This is a genomic window from Pseudomonas sp. S3_C06, from assembly GCF_054667675.1.
This window is the reverse complement of record NZ_CP162747.1, coordinates 1,587,145-1,606,987: the sequence shown is the minus strand read 5'-3', so window position 1 is coordinate 1,606,987 and position 19,843 is coordinate 1,587,145. Positions and strand designations below refer to the sequence as shown.

15 protein-coding genes are annotated in these 19,843 nt (G+C 59.6%); 9 read left to right on the top strand and 6 right to left on the bottom strand.

Features of this window, described 5'->3' with window-relative positions; all coding sequences use genetic code 11:
- The first annotated feature begins 81 nt into the window (after positions 1–81).
- From lon to AB4N44_RS06890, 3 genes are all read left to right on the top strand, one after another.
- Complete coding sequence (lon, locus tag AB4N44_RS06900) at positions 82–2,478, top strand: endopeptidase La (protein WP_127929012.1); 2,397 nt, start codon at positions 82–84, stop codon at positions 2,476–2,478.
- Positions 2,479–2,626: 148 nt separating this feature from the next.
- Complete coding sequence (locus AB4N44_RS06895) at positions 2,627–2,899, top strand: HU family DNA-binding protein (protein ID WP_003183171.1); 273 nt, start codon at positions 2,627–2,629, stop codon at positions 2,897–2,899.
- Positions 2,900–3,127: 228 nt separating this feature from the next.
- A complete protein-coding gene (locus AB4N44_RS06890) occupies positions 3,128–4,999 on the top strand; it encodes a SurA N-terminal domain-containing protein (protein WP_460109576.1) in 1,872 nt (623 codons plus the stop codon).
- A 1,057-nt stretch (positions 5,000–6,056) separates the two neighbouring features.
- Here AB4N44_RS06890 and AB4N44_RS06885 read toward each other — a convergent pair.
- Complete coding sequence (locus tag AB4N44_RS06885; RefSeq protein WP_460109579.1) at positions 6,057–7,262, bottom strand: MFS transporter; 1,206 nt, start codon at positions 7,260–7,262, stop codon at positions 6,057–6,059.
- A 118-nt stretch (positions 7,263–7,380) separates the two neighbouring features.
- Here AB4N44_RS06885 and AB4N44_RS06880 point away from each other — a divergent pair, with 118 nt between their 5' ends.
- Together AB4N44_RS06880 and AB4N44_RS06875 are read left to right on the top strand one after the other, a co-directional pair.
- Positions 7,381–8,280, top strand: coding sequence for a LysR family transcriptional regulator (locus tag AB4N44_RS06880; protein ID WP_127929008.1), 900 nt, complete (start codon positions 7,381–7,383; stop codon positions 8,278–8,280).
- Positions 8,281–8,372: 92 nt separating this feature from the next.
- Positions 8,373–9,227: a DUF2242 domain-containing protein gene (locus AB4N44_RS06875; protein ID WP_460109583.1), complete on the top strand. Its 855-nt coding sequence runs from the start codon at positions 8,373–8,375 to the stop codon at positions 9,225–9,227.
- A gap of 410 nt (positions 9,228–9,637) precedes the next feature.
- On the opposite strand, the gene AB4N44_RS06870 is transcribed toward AB4N44_RS06875, so the two are convergent.
- Positions 9,638–10,678 carry an AraC family transcriptional regulator gene (locus AB4N44_RS06870; protein WP_460109586.1) on the bottom strand — a complete coding sequence of 347 codons (1,041 nt, stop codon included), beginning with the start codon at positions 10,676–10,678 and terminating at the stop codon, positions 9,638–9,640.
- Between the two features lie 3 nt (positions 10,679–10,681).
- Positions 10,682–11,812: a carbon-nitrogen hydrolase family protein gene (locus tag AB4N44_RS06865; protein ID WP_460109588.1), complete on the bottom strand. Its 1,131-nt coding sequence runs from the start codon at positions 11,810–11,812 to the stop codon at positions 10,682–10,684.
- Between the two features lie 209 nt (positions 11,813–12,021).
- Here AB4N44_RS06865 and AB4N44_RS06860 point away from each other — a divergent pair, with 209 nt between their 5' ends.
- Positions 12,022–14,061 carry an NADPH-dependent 2,4-dienoyl-CoA reductase gene (locus AB4N44_RS06860; protein WP_127929004.1) on the top strand — a complete coding sequence of 680 codons (2,040 nt, stop codon included), beginning with the start codon at positions 12,022–12,024 and terminating at the stop codon, positions 14,059–14,061.
- A 144-nt stretch (positions 14,062–14,205) separates the two neighbouring features.
- Complete coding sequence (locus AB4N44_RS06855) at positions 14,206–15,132, top strand: 1-aminocyclopropane-1-carboxylate deaminase/D-cysteine desulfhydrase (RefSeq protein ID WP_460109590.1); 927 nt, start codon at positions 14,206–14,208, stop codon at positions 15,130–15,132.
- 3 nt (positions 15,133–15,135) lie between these two features.
- On the opposite strand, the gene AB4N44_RS06850 is transcribed toward AB4N44_RS06855, so the two are convergent.
- Positions 15,136–15,684: a cytochrome b gene (locus AB4N44_RS06850; protein ID WP_007917296.1), complete on the bottom strand. Its 549-nt coding sequence runs from the start codon at positions 15,682–15,684 to the stop codon at positions 15,136–15,138.
- A 384-nt stretch (positions 15,685–16,068) separates the two neighbouring features.
- Between AB4N44_RS06850 and AB4N44_RS06845 the strand changes: the two genes are divergently transcribed.
- Positions 16,069–16,635, top strand: a complete 567-nt coding sequence (locus AB4N44_RS06845; protein WP_238786294.1) for a hypothetical protein — start codon at positions 16,069–16,071, stop codon at positions 16,633–16,635.
- A gap of 87 nt (positions 16,636–16,722) precedes the next feature.
- On the opposite strand, the gene phnX is transcribed toward AB4N44_RS06845, so the two are convergent.
- Positions 16,723–17,550: a phosphonoacetaldehyde hydrolase gene (gene phnX, locus AB4N44_RS06840; protein WP_127929002.1), complete on the bottom strand. Its 828-nt coding sequence runs from the start codon at positions 17,548–17,550 to the stop codon at positions 16,723–16,725.
- Positions 17,551–17,691: 141 nt separating this feature from the next.
- Positions 17,692–18,801, bottom strand: a complete 1,110-nt coding sequence (locus AB4N44_RS06835; RefSeq protein ID WP_127929001.1) for a 2-aminoethylphosphonate--pyruvate transaminase — start codon at positions 18,799–18,801, stop codon at positions 17,692–17,694.
- A 112-nt stretch (positions 18,802–18,913) separates the two neighbouring features.
- Between AB4N44_RS06835 and AB4N44_RS06830 the strand changes: the two genes are divergently transcribed.
- A complete protein-coding gene (locus AB4N44_RS06830; RefSeq protein ID WP_160041021.1) occupies positions 18,914–19,774 on the top strand; it encodes a LysR substrate-binding domain-containing protein in 861 nt (286 codons plus the stop codon).
- The last annotated feature ends 69 nt before the right edge of the window (positions 19,775–19,843 follow it).

Genomic DNA, 19,843 nt, shown 5'->3' with positions numbered 1-19,843 from the left:
TTTTTTCAAGGCAGCCCCCATCTTGGTTTCAAGCTCAATTCCATCTGATTACGGCCATATGGCCGCCGTAGAGGCGAAATCATGAAGACAACCATCGAATTGCCTCTCCTGCCATTGCGTGATGTCGTGGTTTATCCGCACATGGTTATCCCGCTGTTCGTGGGGCGCGAGAAATCCATCGAAGCCCTCGAGGCTGCGATGACGGGCGACAAGCAGATCCTGTTGCTGGCCCAGAGAAACCCGGCGGACGACGATCCCGGTGAAGACGCTCTCTATCGCGTAGGTACCATCGCTACCGTTCTGCAACTGCTCAAGCTGCCTGACGGCACCGTCAAGGTGCTGGTTGAGGGTGAGCAGCGCGGCACTGTCGAGCGGTTCAGCGAAATTGACGGCCACTGCCGTGCCGAAGTCTCGTTGATCGAAGAAGTCGACGCCGCCGAGCGCGAATCCGAAGTGTTCGTGCGCACACTGCTGTCGCAGTTCGAACAATATGTACAGTTGGGCAAGAAAGTCCCGGCTGAAGTCCTGTCGTCGCTCAACAGCATTGATGAGCCGGGTCGTCTGGTCGACACCATGGCCGCGCACATGGCGCTGAAAATCGAGCAGAAGCAGGAAATCCTCGAAATCATCGATTTGTCGGCCCGGGTCGAGCACGTTCTGGCGCTGCTGGATGCCGAGATCGATCTGCTGCAAGTCGAAAAACGCATTCGTGGCCGCGTCAAAAAGCAAATGGAGCGCAGTCAGCGCGAGTACTACCTGAATGAGCAGATGAAGGCCATTCAGAAAGAACTCGGTGACAGCGACGAAGGCCACAACGAAATCGAAGACCTGAAAAAGCGTATCGACGCTGCCGGTCTGCCGAAAGACGCGTTGGCCAAAGCCACTGCCGAGCTGAACAAGCTCAAGCAAATGTCGCCGATGTCCGCTGAGGCCACCGTGGTGCGCTCGTACATCGACTGGCTGGTGCAGGTGCCGTGGAAGGCTCAGAGCAAGGTACGCCTGGACCTGGCGCGTGCAGAAGACATTCTCGATGCCGATCACTACGGTCTCGAAGAGGTCAAGGAACGTATCCTTGAATACCTCGCCGTGCAAAAACGCGTGAAGAAAATCCGAGGTCCGGTGTTGTGCCTGGTCGGTCCTCCAGGCGTGGGTAAAACCTCGCTGGCCGAGTCGATCGCCCACGCGACCAACCGTAAATTCGTGCGCATGGCCCTCGGTGGCGTGCGTGATGAAGCGGAAATTCGTGGTCACCGCCGGACTTACATCGGTTCGATGCCGGGAAGATTGATTCAAAAGATGACAAAGGTTGGCGTTCGCAACCCGCTGTTCCTGCTCGATGAAATCGACAAAATGGGCAGCGACATGCGTGGCGATCCGGCGTCGGCGTTGCTGGAAGTGCTCGATCCAGAGCAAAACCACAACTTCAACGACCACTATCTGGAAGTCGATTACGACCTCTCCGATGTGATGTTCCTGTGCACCTCGAACTCGATGAACATCCCGCCGGCGCTGCTCGACCGCATGGAAGTTATCCGTCTGCCGGGCTACACCGAAGACGAGAAGATCAACATTGCCGTCAAATACCTCTCGCCAAAACAGATCGCTGCCAATGGTCTGAAGAAAGGCGAGCTGGAATTCGATGCAGAAGCGATCCGCGACATCATCCGTTATTACACCCGTGAAGCGGGTGTGCGTGGCCTCGAGCGTCAGATCGCCAAGGTCTGCCGCAAAGCGGTCAAAGAGCACGCGATGGAAAAACGCTTCTCGGTGAAAGTGACAGCTGACCTGCTGGAACATTTCCTCGGTGTGCGCAAATTCCGTTACGGTCTGGCCGAGCAACAGGATCAGATCGGTCAGGTGACCGGCCTTGCCTGGACTCAGGTGGGCGGCGAATTGCTGACCATCGAAGCCGCTGTTGTGCCGGGTAAAGGTCAGTTGATCAAGACCGGTTCGCTGGGCGACGTGATGGTCGAATCGATCACTGCCGCGCTCACCGTGGTGCGCAGCCGCGCCAAGAGCCTGGGCATCCCTCTGGACTTCCACGAGAAGCGCGACACGCACATCCACATGCCGGAAGGGGCGACGCCGAAAGACGGCCCTAGCGCCGGCGTAGGCATGTGCACGGCGCTGGTGTCGGCATTGACCGGCATTCCGGTGCGCGCTGATGTCGCCATGACGGGCGAGATTACGCTGCGTGGTCAAGTGCTGGCGATTGGTGGTCTGAAGGAAAAACTGCTGGCGGCTCACCGCGGCGGAATCAAGATCGTGATTATTCCGGAAGAGAACGTGCGTGATCTGAAGGAGATTCCTGACAATATCAAGCAGGATCTGCAGATTAAACCGGTTAAATGGATTGACGAGGTCCTGCAAATTGCGCTGCAATACGCGCCGGAGCCCTTGCCGGATGTGGCTCCGGAGATAGTTGCCAAGGACGAAAAACGTGAGTCTGACTCTAAGGAAAGAATTAGCACGCATTAATATGCTTTTGCCTGGGGGGCTTCCTTGACAGTTTTTTAGAGCCCTTGTTATAAAGCGGCTCTTAAGTGTCTGTAGGCCATTCAGCACTCGTTTTTGCTTTCACCAAAAAACTTAGAATCATCTCAAAATAGATATAAGGGGACTTAGAGTGAACAAGTCGGAACTGATTGATGCTATCGCTGCATCCGCTGATATCCCGAAAGCTGCTGCTGGCCGTGCGCTGGACGCTGTAATCGAATCCGTCACTGGCGCTCTCAAGGCTGGCGACTCCGTTGTTCTGGTTGGTTTCGGTACTTTCTCCGTGACGGACCGTCCGGCTCGTACCGGTCGTAACCCTCAGACCGGCAAGACTCTGGAAATCCCGGCTGCCAAGAAGCCAGGTTTCAAAGCCGGTAAAGCACTGAAAGAAGCTGTTAACTAAGTTTTCAGGTTTTTACCCATCCGGGTCGGGGTCATGCCTGACTTGGCAGCGGAGCGGTAGAGCAGGTCGCTGAAACATTGGCCTGTAACGCCGGGATCGAGGGTTCGAGCCCTGTCCGCTCCGCCAGTTACGAGAAGGCGCATCCTCGGATGCGCCTTTCTTCTATCCGGATTCTACCCACGCTCCACGGTTGCCTAATTTTGAAGTTCAACCGTTTCTGGGGGACGCATGCTGCAGAATATCAGGGACAATTCACAAGGCTGGATTGCCAAGACCATTATCGGGGTCATCGTTGCACTGATGGCTCTGACCGGTTTCGACGCCATTTTCCAGGCCACGACTCACAAGAATGAGGCGGCCAAGGTCAACGGTGAAGAAATTAGCCAGAACGAGCTGAGCCAGGCCGTTGATATGCAACGCCGTCAGCTGATGCAACAACTGGGCAAGGACTTCGATGCTTCCTTGCTGGACGAGAAAATGCTGCGCGAATCGGCCCTCAAGGGGTTGATCGATCGCAAGCTGCTGCTGCAAGGCGCCGAGCAAGCGAAATTCGCTTTCTCCGAAGCCGCACTGGATCAAGTGATCCTGCAGACGCCTGAGTTCCAGGTGGACGGCAAGTTCAGCTCCGAGCGTTTCGACCAGGTAATCCGTCAACTGGGTTACAGCCGTATGCAATTCCGCCAGATGCTGGCTCAGGAAATGCTGATCGGCCAACTGCGCGCCGGTGTGGCGGGCAGCGGTTTCGTCACCGACGCCGAAGTGCTGGCATTTGCCCGTCTGGAAAAACAGACCCGCGATTTCGCCACCCTGAACGTCAAGGCTGACCCGGCTGCGGTCAAGCTGACCGACGACGAGGTCAAGGCCTACTACGACGAGCACGCCAAGGAGTTCATGACTCCGGATCAAGTGATCATCGATTACGTGGAACTGAAGAAGTCTTCGTTCTTCGATCAGGTCGCCGTCAAGGACGAAGACTTGCAGGCGGCGTATCAGAAAGAGATTGCCAACCTGTCGGAACAGCGTCGTGCTGCGCACATTCTGATCGAAGTGAACGACAAGACCACTGAAGCTCAGGCCAAGGCGAAGATTGACGACGTCCAGGCGCGTCTGGCCAAGGGCGAGAAGTTCGAAGCGCTGGCTAAAGAGTTCTCGCAGGATCCGGGTTCGGCCAACAATGGCGGTGACCTCGGTTACGCAGGTCCTGGCGTTTATGATCCAGCGTTCGAAAAAGCCCTGTACTCGCTGTCGAAAGACCAGGTGTCCGAGCCGATTCGTACCGACTTCGGTTACCACCTGATCAAGCTGTTGGGTGTGGAAGCGCCGGAAGTGCCAACCCTGGCCAGCCTGAAAGACAAGCTGACCCGCGAGCTGAAAGCCGCGCAGGTCGAGCAGCGTTTTGTCGAGGCGACCAAGCAACTGGAAGACTCGGCGTTCGAAGCGTCTGACCTGGCTCAGCCAGCGGCGGATCTGAAGCTGACCGTGCACACCTCCAAGCCGTTCGGCCGTGAAGGTGGCGAAGGTGTTGCAGCCAACCGTGCTGTGGTCACCGCAGCATTCAGCACCGAAGTGATCGACGAAGGTGCCAACAGCACCGCCATCGAGCTGGATCCGGAAACCGTGATCGTGCTGCGTTCCAAAGAGCACCTGAAGCCTGCGCAACTGCCATTGGAAAGCGTGAATGCGGCGATCCGCACTCAGTTGACCAAAGAGCATGCCAGTGCTGCCGCCAAGACCAAGGCCGAGAAGCTGATTGCTGATCTGCGTGACGGCAAGGCTCCTCTGGACAAGGCGGTTGACGGGCAGAACTGGAAAGCTACCGAAGCGGCCACTCGTGGTCAGGAAGGTGTTGATCCGGCGGTGCTGCAAGCGTTGTTCCGTATGCCGAAGCCGGCTGCCAAGGACAAGCCGACGTTCACCAGCGTGACCCTGCCGGACGGTAGTTTGATGATCGTGCGTCTGAACGGCGTTAACGAAGCGGCTGCGCCGACGGATGAAGAGAAGGTTCAGTACCGTCGCTTCCTTGCTTCGCGTGAGGGACAGCAGGACTTTGCGGCGTATCGCAAGCAGTTGGAAGCTCAGGCTGAGATCAAGCGGTTTTGATGGTTGATTGAGCTGTGATGTGATGTGAAAGCCCCGGCCTTATGGTCGGGGCTTTTTTTTGGGCGTTGGGTAGTGGCGGCCTTTGGGCCGACCATGTTCTTGGGGTTTTGGGGGGATATCCGTTGCTGTGGGTGTTGCCGCTGGCGGTTCCGCCCTTACGGCGGGTCACTTTGGCAAACGCCCCAAAGTAACCAAAGGTCTGTGCCCTGACGTTCGGCCCGCTCGCTGGGGCTCGGGGTTCCTTCGCTCCGGGATCGATCCGGGGGCATCGCCTACGGTTTGCTTCGCTGCACCTCCTCTCGATGTGTTCGACTTCGTCGAACGGTCGCTGCGCTCCCACCCCCGGATCAATCCCTCCACTCAGCCTGCCGACGGGCCTTCAGATCAAGATCAAGAGCTGCAGCCGAGCTAACGCTCATCCTGTTGAGTGGGGCGGCTTTGCCGCGTGGGCCGCACACGAATTAAACCTTTGGGAGCGAGCCTGCTCGCGATGGCGGCCTGACAGCCGGCCAATCTTCTGTCTGATGTACTCAATCCAATTGTAGGAGCGAGCCTGCTCGCGAAGACGGCCTTCCAGCCGGCCAATCTTCTGTCTGCTGTACTCAATCCAATTGTGGGAGCGAGCATGCTCGCGAAGACGGCCTTCCAGCCGGCCAATCTTCTGTCTGATGTACTCAATCCCATTGTAGGAGTGAGCCTGCTCGCGAAGGCGGCCTGACAGCCGACCAGTTTTCTGTCTGATGTACTCAGTTCCATTGTAGGAGTGAGCCTGCTCGCGATGGCGGCCTGACAGCCGGCCAATTTTCTGTCTGCTGTACTCAATCCAATTGTGGGAGCAAGCCTGCTCGCGAAGACGGCCTTCCAGCCGACCAGTTTTCTGTCTGATGTACTCAGTTCCATTGTAGGAGTGAGCCTGCTCGCGATGGCGGCCTGACAGCCGGCCAATCTTCTGTCAGATGTACTCAATCCAATTGTAGGAGCGAGCCTGCTCGCGATGGCGGCCTGTCAATCGACCGGTTTTCAGCTGTCTGGCCTCAATCCAACAACTCATTCGGTCTTATTCGGCTGTTGGAAAACCGTGGCTCCGAGCTTTGATCGCTACTGACAGGGTCAGTACCAGCAATCCTGCAACAACCCACGGGAATGCCCCCACCCCAAGGTTCCCCAGCAACAAGCCTCCGACCAAACCACCCCCCGCAATCCCGACATTCCACAGCGTAACCAACATCGATTGCGCCGTATCGGCAGCCTCCTTTGCGGTTTTCGCCGAGGCGGTTTGCAGCAGCGATGGCATTGCCCCAAACGCCACTCCCCAAACAGCAGTGGCGATGTACACCGCGCTCGGCGATTCGCGCCACAGGCCCAGCGCTATCGCGGACAGCATGAACAACCCGGCACTGGTCAACACCAGTTCGCGCAGCCAGCGATCAATCAGGCTGCCGACGATCCATAGGCTCAGCACCGAGGCGAGGCCGAATACCAGCAATACGCGGTCGACATTGGCGTCCAGCCCGGACGGTTGCAGGAAGGGGGCGATGTAGGTGTACAGCAGGTTGTGCGCAACGACGTAGGTGAGCGTGACAAACAGGACGGGTCGCACGCCGGGCAGGGTAAATACCTGACGCAGTGGCAGGCGGCTTCCCGCGCGTTCGCCGGCGAAGTCCGGTACTTGCCAGTGCACCCAGATCACCAGCACAACGGTCAGTCCGCTCATGATAGCGAAGCTCAGGCGCCAGCCGACCAAGGTGCCGAGCAGGGTGCCTGCGGGTATTCCCAGCGACAGCGCCAGTGGCGCGCCGAGCATCGCTACCGTTATGGCGCGGCCTTGCAAGTGCGGGGCGACCATGCGGCTCGCGTAACCCGCCAGCAGCGCCCACAGCAATCCGGCAAATACGCCGGCAATAAGCCGTGCAATCAGCGTCAGCCAGTACCATTCCGACAGGGTTGTGATGCTGTTAGCGATGGCAAAGCCTGCGATGGCGGCCAGCAGCAGAGGTTTTCTTCGCCAGCCGCGGGTGGCGATCGTCAGCGGTATCGCTGCCAGGATCGAGCCGATCGCGTACAGCGTGACCAATTGCCCGATCAGCGCCTGGGAAACATTCAGTCCGCTGCTCATCTGTGGTAACAGGCCGGCGGGCATGGCTTCGGTCATGACCGTAATGAATCCGGCGGTGGCCAGTGCGAGGAGCGCGGCGAGGGGTAATCGCTCACGGCGATCTGCGGGTTGTTCAAGTGCGGGGCAACCGAGTTGGGCATCGTTCATGAGCCGGCATCCTTGTGCAGTGTTGACGAGGAGCACAGGGTAGGGCGCTGCGCACCGGTGAAAAACGGGTTAAGGTTCCGAACATATCGGACACGGATGTCAGCAATGGGAGGGTGGTATGGATAGCCTGGGCAGTATTTCGGTGTTTGTTCAGGTCGCCGAGACGCGCAGTTTCACTGAGGCCGGCCGGCTGCAAGGGGTGTCATCGTCGGCGGTGGGCAAAAGCATTGCGCGGCTGGAAGCGCGACTGGGCGTGCGTTTGTTTCAGCGCACCACGCGCAGTGTCACGCTGACCAGTGAAGGGGCGCTTTTTCTCGAACGCTGTCGCAAGATCCTCGCGGAAGTCGAGGCGGCGGAGTTCGAACTGTGCGATGCCGCTGCCAAACCCCACGGCAAATTGCGCATCAGCCTGCCGCAGGTGCATGGTTTGGTGATGCCGGTCATGACTGAGTTTCTGGCCTTGTACCCGCAGATCGAGCTGGATCTGGATTTGACCGATCGCATGGTCGATGTGGTTGAAGAAGGTTTCGACGCCGTGATCCGCACCGGCAAGCCGCGGGATTCACGACTGATGGCGCGACCGTTGGGCGAGTTTCACATGGTGCTGGTGGCCAGCCCGGCGTATCTGGCGCAACGCGGTGTGCCGCAGACGCCCGCCGATCTGGCGGCTCACGCGTGCCTTCGGCATACGTTTCATGCCACCGGCAAACTGGAAACCTGGCCATTGATACGCGAGGAGGGCGCCGTTGAGCCGACGTTGCCGACCCGCTTGGTCAGCACGTCGATCGAAGCGGTGAGTCATGCGGCGCTGGCCGGCATGGGCATTGCCTGTCTGCCTGATTTCATGACGCGTGAGGCCGAGGCGCAAGGCCGCTTGCATCGGGTGCTCGACGCGCATCTGGAGCACACCGGGCAGTTCTGGGTGCTATGGCCATCGAGTCGCCACGCCACGGCGAAGTTGCGCGTGTTTATCGATCATCTGGCGTTGCGACTTTTTCCCGCAACCGAGGGTCGATAGAGTTGTAACTGCTTTAAGACACTAATCCATGCGCAGCGCGGCAGCGATCTGTTGCACAATACGCCCCGGACTGTTTTCTCTCAGGATGTTCAATGTTGATTTCCACTCCCATGCGTGTAGTCGGGTTGGCGCTGTTGTTGACCGCTGTAGCCGGCTGTTCGAAAGACAAGCCGATGTATGAGCATGAGAACTTCGATGACTCCGGTACGTTTTCGCGCAATTACCCGGTGACCGACTCGGTCAGTTGCGAAGCGGCCCGTCGTGCGTTGCTCAGCCAGGGTTACATCATTACCAGCAGCGACCCGAAACTGGTCAGCGGCCACAAGAGTTTTCAGCAAACCGGCGACACCCACATGGAGATCAGCTTCAACGTGGTCTGCGCCGATGACGGCAGCGCCGGGCACCATGCGACGATGTTCGCCAACGCTTTGCAGGATCGTTACGCACTGAAGAAGACCAACAACTCGGCCAGTCTTGGCGTGGGTGTGCTGGGCTCGGTGTCGATGCCGATCGGCTCGTCCGACGATTCGATGGTCAAGGTTGCCAGCGAGACGGTGACGTCGCAGAAGTTCTATGAGCGCTTCTTCACGTTGGTGGAATTGTTCCTGCCGGCGGATGCGAAGAAAGCGGCGCATATCGAAGAGAAGCCGAAGGCTGATCTGGGTGTCCCTGAGGTGAAGGCTGCTCCGGCAGCGCTGGCGCCAACACCGACGCCAGCACCTGCGCCCGCCGCAACGCCTGCACCTGCTACCGAGCCGGCTCCGGCGCCTGCTGAAGTCGCTCCAGTGACGTCGGAACCGGTCGCGCCACCCGCAGAGGCGGCGCCGATCACTCCGGCACCAAGCGCTGAGCCGGCACCGGCCACCGAAACCATCACGCCACCGGCCAACCCGGACATCCCGCCGCCATCCGAGCCGATTCCGGCGATGCCTGCGTCCGGCCAATAACCAGCCTGACCCCAAATCCCTGTGGGAGCGAGCCTGCTCGCGAAGACGGACTTTCAGTCACCTGTGTGCTGAAGGGTCCGACGCCTTCGCGAGCAGGCTCGCTCCCACAGTGGTTTTTGGGTCGCCTTAAATTTCGTTACATTCCCCGGACAAAAGTCCCGCGATAAATTCCTGACCGTCTGCTACGTTTTATTCATGAAGGCCGGGTTTCACTTTTCCTTCACACGAGCACGTTAAGCTCGAGGCACTGGGCATTTGCCCAGGCCCATTCAAGAGAGCAGCAGGGGGATTACACGATGGATGAATATCAAGAAGAGCTGCTCGAATACCAGGCCTTTGAACTGGATCCTCTGGAACCCGCTGAAGACGCCACCGAGCTTTGACTTGCAGCTTGAAGCTTGTAGCTGCTTTTAAGCCGTTTTGCGATGGCTGCGGCGGAATTCGCCGGGCGTCTGGCCGCTCCAGCGTTTGAAGGCTCGCTGGAACGCTTCGGCTGAAGCAAAACCCAGCAAGTAGGCGATTTCGCCGAAGGCCAGTTCAGTGTCGCGGATATACGTCATGGCCAGATCCCGGCGCGTGTCGTTGAGGATCGCGCGAAACTGTGTGCCTTCCTCGGCCAGTTTGCGCCGCAACGTCCATGTCGGCAGCTTCAGACGTGCCGCCACTTCTTCCAGGTCGGGTTCCCGGCCACCATTGAGCAACGGCCCGAGCAATTGCGTGATGCGTTCGCGCAGGCTGCGGGTTCGGGTCAATTGCTCCAGTTCCCGCTCACACAACTGCAGCAGATGCCGCCAGGTACTCGGGCAATGCTCGGGGTTTCGCAGTGCGAGGCTGTTGAGGTTCAGGCGCAGTTGATTGCGCTCGGCACCGAACTGGATCGGGCAATCCCCCAGTACGCTGTAAGCCTCGCGATAATCCGGCGCTTCGAATTCGATGTCGATGCGTTCAGCGCGTAGCGGTTCGCGGCTGACACTGGAGAGCTGGTGCAGCCATCCGGCGATGATCGAATCCACGACAAAACGGTTATAGGCGTTGTACGGGCTGATCGAATAGAAACGCAGCCACGCGCCATTGGCATCTTCGTGAAAACTGGACTGACCACGGTAGTTGGAACCGTACAGCGCCTCGAAACGGATCAGACAGCGCGCGGCTTCGCGCACGGTTGGCGCCTGTGCGGCGGTAACGCCGGCCAGTCCGGCCTGGCTCAGGCGACTGAGCTGACCCATGCGCAAGCCCAGCGCCGGGTCACCGGTTAACTGAATCGCCGCGTGGCCCAGGCGCATGTAACGCGGAATCGACAAGCGCGCCCCGGCCTCGGCCAGTCGTGCGGCGTCGAGGCCATATTGTTCCAGCAGCGGCTGCGGGTCGGCGGCATGACTGCGCACCGCGTCGGCGAGGCTGTGCACAAAGCCCACCGACAGATCCCCGAGGCGCATCGGCAGGGGCTTCATGGCTTACAACCAGATGTTCAACAAACGCGCGCCACGGGCCTCGCCATCGGCGAACTGCTGGCCGTTGCTGCTGAGGAAACTCTGACCGGCACTGGCTTTGTCCCAGAACTGCCCGCGCAGGAACACGCTGATGCCGGCAATCGCCCGACTGCTCGGCGGTTGTGCGGTCAGCGTCAGACGATGCCAGGCCTGTCCTTCGGTGACTTCACCGGGTTTGAGACTGACCGATCCCGGTGTACTTGAACCTTTGTAGCCGCGCCAAGGTTGATTCCACGCACCCTGGCCGAATACTTGCGCCGGCACCGCGACCAATTGCGCGCCTTGCTCGTCGAGTGTGCGGTAGTTGTCGGGATACCAACTGTCGCTGCCAATCAGCACGCCGAGGCGTCCGGCCGGGGTGTCGACCACGTTGATCTGGTGTTTGCCTGCGCCTTCGATCACTTCACGCTGATCGAACACCGGGTGCATCTGCCGCTGTGGCTGGCCAAGCGGCACGCCGTCGCGGCCGAACACCACGCTGCTGTTGAACAAGGCGCCGCTGCCGGGTTTCAGCCGGCCGTCACGGATGCTCGGTTCCGGCAGCACGATCGAACCGGCCACCAGTGTCACGTGAAACTCCTTGGCCAGGCCGCCGAAGAGGGCTTGGTAATCCTTGGCCATCGCTTTGGATTTCATGCGCAGGTACGCGTCGTTGAGGCGGTCGCTGCCGTTGGCGCTGAGCCAGGCGCGGGCGAACAACAACGGATTGCTCGCCGCCAGCCAGTTCATCGCCTCGGCGAGGGACGGCGCCTGATACAGCTCGTCTTTCTCGCCGCTGAGCAGCAACCAGGTGCCGACGTTCTCTGGCAACACCACCACGGTTTTATCGTTCAGCAGGCCTTGGTCTTGGGCCTGCTGCAAATACGCCGCGAGTTTGCGGTGCAAGCGTTCGGGGCTTTGATAGTCAGTGGGGAACAGTTCGGGCTGGATACCGAGCAGATTGCCACGGTCGCCGGGCGTGCCCTGATCAACCGCCACTTTTATGCGCAGGTCCGCCAGGTAATGCCCCGCCGGCCGGTCCGCCGCCCACATGGCGTAGGTAGTAAGGACAGCCACCAGGGCCATGGAAAACGTCAGGTACAAAAGTTTGCGCATGAAAACCAACAACAACCGGGTACAGGGTGTGGCGACTAGGGTAGGGCCCATGGCTCCGGTTGCCAAGGGGCGCTGCGCATTTGGATCAATAAGTTGTCAGTTACGGTCATTGAGTGACAGCGATGCGACTCTTAGTCTGTGGCACATGACTGACGGGGGCCGCAGAGCGCCCGCAACTTTTTCCGTGATCGCTCGTTGTGGAGTTACCGATGACCGCCGCTCATTACCCGCACCTGTTGGCCCCGCTGGACCTGGGATTCACCACGCTGCGCAACCGCACCCTGATGGGCTCGATGCACACCGGCCTGGAAGAGAAACCGGGTGGTTTCGAGCGCATGGCGGCGTACTTCGCTGAACGTGCGCGCGGCGGTGTCGGCCTGATGGTCACCGGCGGCATTGGCCCGAACGACGAGGGCGGCGTCTATTCTGGTGCGGCCAAACTGACCACCGAGGAAGAAGCGCTCAAGCACCGCATCGTCACCCGCGCGGTGCATGAGGCGGGCGGCAAGATCTGCATGCAGATTCTCCACGCCGGGCGTTATGCCTACAGCCCGAAGCAGGTCGCGCCGAGTGCGATCCAGGCGCCGATCAACCCGTTCAAGCCTAAAGAGCTGGACGAAGAAGGCATCGAGAAGCAGATCAGCGATTTCGTCACCTGCTCGGTACTGGCGCAAACCGCCGAATATGACGGCGTCGAGATCATGGGTTCGGAAGGTTATTTCATTAACCAGTTCCTCGCCGCGCACACCAACCACCGCACCGACCGTTGGGGCGGCAGCTACGAAAACCGTATGCGCCTGCCGGTGGAAATCGTTCGTCGCGTTCGCGAAGCGGTCGGCCCGAACTTCATCATCATTTTCCGTCTGTCGATGCTCGATCTGGTCGAGGGCGGCAGCACCTGGGACGAGATCGTCACCCTGGCCAAGGCCATCGAGCAGGCCGGCGCGACCATCATCAACACCGGTATCGGCTGGCACGAAGCGCGGATTCCGACCATCGCCACCAAAGTGCCGCGCGCGGCGTTCAGCAAGGTCACGGCCAAGTTGCGTGGCTCGGTGAAGATCCCGCTGATCACCACCAACCGCATCAACACCCCGGAAATCGCCGAGCAGATTCTCGCCGAAGGCGATGCCGACATGGTTTCGATGGCGCGGCCGTTCCTCGCCGATCCGGATTTCGTCAACAAGGCTGCTGAAGGCCGCGCCGATGAAATAAACACCTGCATCGGCTGCAATCAGGCGTGCCTCGACCACACCTTTGGCGGCAAGCTCACGAGTTGCCTGGTCAACCCGCGTGCCTGCCACGAAACCGAACTCAACTACTTGCCGGTGCAACAGATCAAGAAGATTGCCGTGGTGGGCGCTGGCCCTGCGGGTCTGTCTGCCGCAACCGTGGCGGCTGAGCGTGGCCATCAGGTGACCTTGTTCGATTCGGCCAGCGAAATCGGCGGCCAGTTCAACATCGCCAAACGCGTGCCGGGCAAGGAAGAGTTCTTCGAAACCTTGCGTTACTTCAAACGCAAGTTGCAGACCACGCATGTTGAGGTATGCCTGAACACCCGCGTCGATGTGGCGAAACTGGTTGAAGGCGGTTACGACGAAATCATCCTCGCCACCGGCATTGCGCCGCGTCTGCCAGCGATTCCGGGTGTCGACAATGCCAAGGTGCTGAGCTATCTGGACGTGATCCTCGAGCGCAAACCGGTTGGCAAACGCGTGGCGGTGATCGGCGCCGGCGGCATCGGTTTCGACGTCTCGGAGTTCCTTGTTCACGAAGGCGTAGCGACCAGTCAGGATCGTGCCGCGTTCTGGAAAGAGTGGGGCATCGATACGCAACTGGAGGCTCGTGGTGGCGTGGCCGGGATCAAAGCCGCACCGCATGCGCCGGCCCGCGAAGTGTTCCTGTTGCAGCGCAAGAAAACCAAGGTCGGAGATGGTCTGGGCAAAACCACCGGCTGGATTCACCGTACCGGTCTGAAGAACAAGCAGGTGCAGATGCTCAACAGCGTCGAATACCTGAGCATTGATGACCAGGGCCTGCACATTCGTATTGGCGAAACCGGCGAGCCGCAAGTGCTGGCGGTGGACAACATTGTGATTTGCGCGGGGCAGGATCCGTTGCGCGAACTGCACGATGGCTTGGTTGAAGCGGGGCAGAACGTGCACCTGATCGGTGGTGCCGATGTTGCGGCGGAGCTGGATGCCAAGCGTGCGATCAACCAGGGTTCGCGCCTGGCCGCGGAGCTCTGATTTAGCAGGTCTAGCGTGCCAATGGCCATCGCGAGCAGGCTCACTCCTACAGGGAACGCATTTCAAATGTAGGAGTGAGCCTGCTCGCGATGGCGGCTTGTGAGCGACTAGAATGCCGGCTCTGTCCAGATCGAATCGCCGCCTATGCTTTTGCCTCCCTCCGATTGGCTACCCCAAGCCCCCCTCGAACACTTTCATCTGGACTGGCTGAACGCTGCCGGCATTGAAGTCGCCATCCTGCGCCTCGACCAGATCGACCCGCTGATCAGCGGCAACAAATGGTTCAAACTCGTCGAGCACCTCAAAGCCGCGGATCGTGCGGGTGCCGAAGGCATCATCAGTCTCGGTGGTGCTCACTCCAATCATCTGCACGCGTTGGCGGCGGCGGGGAAACGGCTGGGCTTCCAAACCGTGGGGCTGCTGCGCGGGCATGCGCAGGAAACGCCGACCGTGCAGGATCTGCAAGCCTTCGGCATGCAACTGCATTGGTTGGGTTACGGCGGCTATCGCGCGCGCAATGAACCGGGATTCTGGGCGCCTTGGCACGCGCAGTATCCGCAGTTGTATGCCGTGCCCGAGGGCGGTGGCGGCTTAACGGGGGCGCTTGGTTGTGCGGCCATCAAACAGCAGGCGCAGGCGCAATTGCACACACTGGGCTGGAGTGATTATCACGCTTGGTGGCTGGCCTGCGGCACCGGCACGACATTGGCGGGATTGGTGCTCGCCGAAGCAGGGGCGCACCCGGTCTATGGTGCGCTGGCTGTGCCGGACGACCACGGCGTGGCGCCGCAAGTCGAGTCGATCCTGCAAACCGCAGGGCAGGGCAACGGGAGCTATGAACTGATCGACGCCAGCCGTGGCGGTTTCGCCAGGGTTGATCCGGCGTTGCATGAGTTCATCGAACTAACCGAGCAGGCCAGCGGCGTTCCTCTGGAGCCGCTGTACACCGGCAAGGCATTGCTGGCGCTCAAGCAGCAAGTCGAGGCGGGCAGATTCGCAGCTGGCACGCGGCTGATCTTCATTCATACCGGTGGTTTGCAGGGGCGGCGCGGTTTTATCGGCAACCCCTGAAATTCAACCGCGCTTGGGCATCATCCGCAGCAGGGTGTTATCGCGCACCACATAATGGTGATAGATCCCCGCCAGCGCATGTAGCCCGATCAGCCAGTAGCCAATCGTGGCAATGAGCACATGCCAGTACTCGACCTGTTTGGCGAAATCCTTGTTCTCCGCGACCAGCAGCGGCAGATCAAAACCATAGAACATCACCTGATGCCCTTCGGCGCTGGTAATCAGCCAACCCAGAATCGGCATGCTGATCATGAACAGGTACAACGCCCAGTGCATCAGCCGCGCCAGCACGGTCTGCCATTGCGGCGACGCGGGAAAGATTTTCGGCGCCGGGCCAATGCTGCGTGCGAGCAGGCGAAACCACACCAGCACGAACACGGTCAGGCCAAGCATGTAGTGCACTTCGCGGATCAGCGTGCGCCCGCCGCTGCCTTTGGGGAACAGGCCGCGTAGCTCCATGCTGGCGTACACCAGCACCAACAACACCAGCATCAGCCAGTGCAACAGGACCGATACGGTGCTGTAACGCGATTCTGAGCTTGTCCACGGCATAAGAAATTCCTCGGGATCGGAGTGCAATCAGGCCATCGTCACGGCACTTGTTTCACTGTAAACCTGCCGGGATGTTTTTGCCCGGAGCTCGTGATGTTTTTTGCAAGAAAGAAAAGTATTCAATGCCCGGTTTTGATTTGCTTGTTACTTGAAGTTAAGTTTTGTATGTGGTTTTGGCAGGTGTGACGTTGTGTTGTTTATATCTTGTGTTTACTTTTGGTTTGAGTGGTTTGTTTTAAGTGGTTATTGTCGGGTCGAATCTTTATTGGGTTGTTAAAGATTAAAAATATATTTTTAAAGTTGAGTATTAATATGAAAAAACCGATTTCGAAACCTCGCCCTTCTACTACAGTGCCAAAGCCAGTAGTTCCAACCAGGCCGGTTGTGCCGACCAAACCGGTAGCACCGACTAAACCGGTGCCACCGACCAAGCCAGTTGCGCCGACCAAACCGGTAGCGCCGACCAAACCGGTGGTACCGACCAAGCCAGTTGCGCCGACCAAGCCAGTGGCACCGACCAAACCGGTGGCACCGACCAAACCGGTGGCACCGACCAAGCCAGTGCGTCCGACCAGTCCTGCCACGCCGACCGAGGCCAAGCGCCCGCCAATGCCATGGCCGACCATTAACGTCAACGTCGATCCGGTGGCATTGATAACGCTAATCCAGACACTCGGTGCGACAGTCAATGTCGATAGTTCGACCACACTGCCTGACGGTAGTGTGATTGACGCCGATAGAACTTTAATCAAGCGTCCCGATGGCATCATTCAATATGAAGATGGCCGGGTAGAGTATCCGGACGGGCGAATCATCTGGCCGGATAATACCGTTGAATATCCGGATGGACGTATTGTTTGGGAAGATGGAACTGAACAGATGCCGGATGGAAGTATTAAACATCCCGATGGCCTGGCGTACGATGCAGAGGGCAATCTTGTTTCGGAGTAATTAATTGCCGAACGTTGTCCTGGGTTTATACAGCGCAAAAAAAACACCGCTGATTGTCATGCATCAGCGGTGTTTTCGTTTTCTGCCTCAAGCGTTTTGCGGCATCTCGCCGTTGGCCAGGCGCTTGTTGATGTCAGCAATCACTTCTGGCAAATCGGTGATGGTGTCGATCATGTAGTGCGGGCGCGAGCCTTCGAACAGCGCGTGAATACGCTTGCGTTCGCTGGCCAGCTCATCGCTGCCCAAAGCACGGAAACCGGCGTAATCCAGGCCCAGCGCATTGCCCGAGCAAATCAGCGCAACCGTCCACATCCCGGCGCGGCGGCCTTCAAGGATGCCCGGCACGGTATCGTCGATCTTCACGCACGCCGCGACATCGTCGATGCCCAGCGCGATCACGTTGGCCAGCGCCTGAGCCGGCCACGGGCGACCGTTCGGTACTTCGTCAGTGGCAACCACGTGGTCAGCGACGTAGCCGTTGCTGGCGGCCAGTTCGACGACCTTGTCCATCACTTGCTTCGGGTAGCCGGAGCAGGAGCCGATCTTGATGCCTTGCTGGCGCAGGTTGGCGATGGTTTCCAGCGCGCCGGGAATCAGCGCCGAGTGTTCGGCGATCTTTTCGATCTGCAGCGGCATGAAGCGGTTGTAGATCGCGGTGACGTCGTCATCGGTCGGCGTGCGGCCGAACGCCTTGCGATAACGCTCGGCCACTTGCGGCTGATCGCAGAGCGTGCGGATGTGATCCCACTTGCCCATGCCCATTGGGCCACGAGCTTCTTCGATGGAGACCTGCACGTCGAACTCGGCGAAGGCTTCGACGAAGATTTGCGTTGGCGCGAACGAGCCGAAATCGACCACGGTGCCGGCCCAGTCGAGGATCGCGGCTTGCAGCTTGTTTGGGTTTTCGTAGTTCATGGCAATCAAATTCCTGAGTTGAAATGCAATTCAAAAATGTGGGAGCGAGCCTGCTCGCGAAGGCGTGGTGTCAGTCGACATCTATGTTGTATGTGCGACCGCTTTCGCGAGCAGGCTCGCTCCCACAGGGATCGTGGTAATTCAGATTTCGAGGACTTCCATTTCGCGCAGCACTTCGCCGACCGCCGCCACGGCCTGGCGCATTTCGTCCGGGCTGACATGGCCGATGCAACCGACGCGGAAGGTTTCGACCTGGGTCAGTTTGCCCGGATAGAGGATGTAACCCTTGGCCTTGACCCGCTCGTAGAAATCCTTGAACTGATAACGCGGATCTTGCGGCGCATGGAACGTGGCAATGATCGGCGCCTGAATCGCCGCCGGCAGGAAACTGCGCAAACCGAGTTTGCCCATCTCCTCCATCAACGCCTGACAGTTGGCGTCATAACGCGCATGCCGCGCCGGCAAGCCACCTTCTTCGTTGTATTGCAGCAGCGCTTCGTGCAGCGCCGCGACCACGTGGGTCGGCGGGGTGAAGCGCCATTGGCCGGTTTTCATCATGTAGGCGTGCTGGTCGTACAGGTCCATCGCCAGCGAATGCGAATTGCCAGCGGCAGCGGCCAGCGCCTCTTTACGTGCGAAGACAAAACCCATCCCCGGTACGCCTTCCAGGCATTTGCCGGACGCGGCGATCAGCGCGTCGAACGGCACTTGTTGCGCATCCACGGGCAGTGCGCCAAAGGAACTCATGGCATCGATAATCAGGCGTTTACCGTGTTGCGCGACGACCTGGGCAATCTCCGGCAGCGGATTGAGAATCCCGGTGCTGGTTTCGCAATGGATCAGCGCGACGTGAGTGATGTCGCTGTCGGCGCGCAGCAGACGGTCGACGTCGGCGGCGGTGGTCGGTTCGTCTTCAGCGGTTTCGAAGGTGCTGAACGAGCGGCCGAGTACTTCGCAGATCTTCGCCAGACGCTTGCCGTAGGCGCCGTTGATCAGCACCAGCACTTTGCCGTCACGTGGCACCAAGGTGCCGATCGCCGCTTCAACGGCGAAGGTGCCGCTGCCCTGCAATGGCACGCAGTGGTGAGTGGCGGCGCCGTTGAGAATCGCCAGCAATTGTTCGCAAAGGCTGGCGGTCAGTTGATTGAAACGGTCATCCCATGACCCCCAGTCGACCATCATCGCCTGGCGGGTGCGGGCCGAAGTGGTCAACGGGCCGGGAGTGAGCAGGATGGGTTCGGCGATACTCATTCGTGTGTCCTCGGATTGCGCTGTGGGATGAAGCTACGGGGCATACGTTGCAATTCGCCGTTGCATCAATCAAATTGTTTGTTGTTATGCCAGCCATCAGCGAGAGTTATTCATGAACCTGTTCCAGCTTCGCGCGTTCGACGCCGTGGCCCGTGAAGGCAGTTTCACCCGGGCCGCCGCGCGCTTGTTTATTAGTCAGCCGGCGGTCACCGGGCACATCAAGGCGCTGGAAGAGCACTATCAGATCACCCTGCTGCGGCGCACCGCGCGACGGGTGGAACTGACCGAGGAAGGCACCAAACTCGCGGCGATCACCCGCGCGATGTTTGGCCTCGCGGAAGAGGCGCAGACGATGCTCGAGGCCAACCGGCAGCTGTTGACCGGACGGCTGGAAGTGGCGGCGGACGGGCCGCACATGGTCATGCCGATGCTCGCCAGCCTGCGCGCGCGGTATCCGGGGATCACGGTGAATCTGCGCTTGGGCAATGCCCAGGAAACCCTCGCGGCGTTGTTGTCGGAACACGCCGATGTGGCGGTGTTGACCGAAGTCGAACCGCGCAAAGGCCTGCATTTGCAAGCGTTGAGCGAATCGCGGATTTGCGCGCTGGTGCCGGCGGGGCACCCATGGGCGATGCGGGTCGGTGAAGTGAAGCTCAAGGAACTGGATCAGGTGATCATGGTGCTGCGCGAGCCGAGTTCGATCACCCGGCGTACGTTTGATCAGGCGTGCGCGCAGGCGTCGATCCATCCACGGGTGTTGCTGGAGCTCGATAGCCGTGAGGCGGTGACCGAAGCCGTCGCGGCTGAGTTGGGCGTTGGCGTGGTGTCATCGGTTGAGGTTAGTCATGACCCGCGGGTGGTGGCGATTCCGATTGTCGGGGCTGGGCTGGTGAATCGGCACATGATCGGCTGCATGGAACGGCGACGGGAATTGCGCCTGATTCAGGCGTTCTTTGGCCTCGCGCCAACCTGATAAACCGTGGTGCTCCCTTCGCGAGCAGGCTCGCTCCCACAGGGATATGCATTCCAAATGTGGGAGCGA